This window comes from Mesorhizobium sp. B263B2A (genome assembly GCF_020165775.1).
Classification (GTDB): Bacteria; Pseudomonadota; Alphaproteobacteria; order Rhizobiales; family Rhizobiaceae; genus Mesorhizobium; species Mesorhizobium opportunistum.
Window position 1 is genome coordinate 1 of record NZ_JAIUIU010000060.1, and the last position, 2,648, is coordinate 2,648.

General features: G+C 70.6%; 1 protein-coding gene. It reads right to left on the bottom strand.

Annotated elements, in window-relative coordinates; genetic code table 11:
* A partial coding sequence (locus LB568_RS33640; protein WP_263497379.1) for a hypothetical protein occupies positions 1–2,648 on the bottom strand: 2,648 nt, incomplete at both ends.

The following is a 2,648-nucleotide window of genomic DNA, read 5'->3' on the forward strand; positions in this document are numbered from 1 at the left end:
GTGGCTCCGGTTGCTCCGGTCGAGCCTGTGGCACCTGTATCGCCGGTGGCACCTGTGGCTCCGGTTGCTCCGGTCGAGCCCGTGGCTCCGGTATCGCCGGTCGCACCTGTGGCTCCGGTTGCTCCGGTTGAGCCCGTGGCGCCCGTATCGCCGGTTGCACCTGTGGCACCGGTCGCTCCGGTCGAACCGGTGGCACCCGTATCGCCAGTTGCGCCGGTGGCACCTGTTGCTCCGGTCGAACCCGTTGCTCCTGTATCACCAGTCGCACCTGTGGCGCCGGTTGCTCCGGTCGAACCCGTGGCGCCAGTATCGCCGGTCGCACCTGTGGCGCCGGTTGCTCCGGTCGAACCCGTGGCGCCGGTATCGCCGGTCGCACCCGTGGCACCGGTAGCTCCGGTCGAACCCGTGGCGCCGGTGTCACCGGTTGCGCCAGTGGCACCTGTGGCACCTGTGGCGCCGGTTGCTCCTGTTGAGCCCGTGGCACCCGTATCGCCGATTGCCCCTGTGGCTCCGGTTGCTCCAGTCGAGCCCGTGGCTCCGGTATCGCCGGTCGCCCCTGTGGCTCCGGTTGCTCCGGTCGAACCCGTTGCTCCAGTATCGCCGGTTGCGCCAGTAGATCCAGTGGCTCCGGTATCGCCGGTTGCGCCTGTGGCTCCGGTTGCTCCGGTTGAGCCGGTGGCGCCCGTATCGCCGGTCGCGCCTCTGGCACCGGTTGCTCCGGTCGAACCCGTGGCGCCCGTATCGCCGGTTGCGCCGGTTGCGCCTGTGGCTCCGGTTGCTCCGGTCGAGCCTGTGGCACCTGTATCGCCGGTGGCACCTGTGGCTCCGGTTGCTCCGGTCGAGCCCGTGGCTCCGGTATCGCCGGTCGCACCTGTGGCTCCGGTTGCTCCGGTCGAGCCCGTGGCTCCGGTATCGCCGGTCGCACCCGTGGCTCCGGTTGCTCCGGTCGAACCCGTGGCGCCCGTATCGCCTGTGGCACCGGTTGCTCCGGTCGAGCCGGTGGCGCCTGTATCGCCAGTCGCTCCAGTCGAACCGGTTGCACCGGTCGAGCCGGTTGCACCCGTGTCGCCGGTCGCGCCAGTGGCGCCGGTTGCTCCGGTCGAGCCCGTGGCGCCCGTATCGCCGGTCGCACCCGTGGCACCGGTAGCTCCGGTCGAGCCTGTGGCGCCGGTATCGCCGGTCGCGCCTGTGGCTCCGGTTGCGCCGGTCGAACCAGTCGCTCCGGTATCGCCCGTCGCGCCTGTGGCTCCGGTAGCACCAGTTGAGCCAGTCGCTCCAGTATCTCCGGTCGCTCCAGTCGCACCTGTGGCACCCGTTGCCCCCCTGGCTCCAGTCGCACCTGTGGCACCCGTATCGCCGGTTGCGCCTGTGGCACCCGTTGCGCCGGTATCGCCAGTGGCACCAGTCGAACCGGTGGCACCTGTAGAGCCCGTGGCACCTGTATCACCAGTCGCGCCTGTGGCTCCGGTAGCACCTGTTGCGCCGGTATCGCCGGTGGCACCGGTTGCTCCAGTAGAACCAGTCGCTCCGGTATCGCCGGTTGTGCCGGTCGAACCTGTGGCGCCCGTATCGCCTGTGGCACCCGTTGCGCCGGTGTCGCCGGTTGCTCCAGTCGAACCTGTGGCACCGGTGGCGCCAGTCGAACCCGTTGCGCCCGTGGCTCCCGTGGAGCCTGTGGCACCGGTATCGCCGGTCGCCCCCCTGGCTCCGGTAGCACCAGTAGAGCCCGTCGCTCCAGTATCTCCGGTCGCTCCAGTCGAACCCGTGGCACCCGTATCGCCGGTCGCACCTGTGGCGCCGGTTGCTCCAGTCGAACCTGTGGCTCCAGTGTCGCCGGTTGCGCCGGTCGAACCCGTGGCACCTGTAGAGCCTGTGGCGCCGGTATCGCCAGTCGCTCCAGTCGAACCCGTGGCGCCCGTATCGCCTGTTGCACCTGTAGAGCCCGTGGCACCTGTATCACCAGTCGCGCCTGTGGCTCCGGTAGCACCGGTCGAACCAGTCGCTCCGGTATCGCCGGTCGCACCTGTGGCGCCGGTGGCACCAGTCGAACCCGTGGCACCCGTATCGCCGGTTGCGCCGGTCGAACCCGTTGCGCCGGTATCACCAGTCGCGCCTGTGGCTCCGGTAGCACCGGTCGAACCAGTCGCTCCGGTATCGCCGGTCGCACCTGTGGCGCCGGTTGCACCGGTCGAGCCCGTGGCGCCGGTATCGCCGGTCGCACCTGTGGCTCCGGTTGCGCCAGTCGAACCCGTGGCGCCGGTATCGCCAGTCGCGCCGGTGGCGCCGGTTGCTCCGGTCGAACCCGTCGCGCCGGTATCGCCGGTCGCACCCGTGGCGCCGGTTGCTCCGGTCGAGCCGGTGGCGCCGGTCGCGCCTGTGGCGCCGGTTGCACCGGTCGCGCCGGTGGCGCCGGTTGCTCCGGTCGAACCCGTGGCTCCGGTATCGCCGGTCGCACCTGTGGCTCCAGTCGAGCCCGTGTCACCAGTTGCACCTGTGGCTCCGGTTGCTCCTGTCGCACCCGTGGCTCCGGTATCGCCGGTCGCGCCAGTTGCTCCAGTCGAGCCGGTGGCGCCCGTATCGCCGGTTGCACCTGTGGCACCGGTTGCGCCAGTCGAACCCGTGGCGCCCGTTTCGCCGGTCGCACCTGT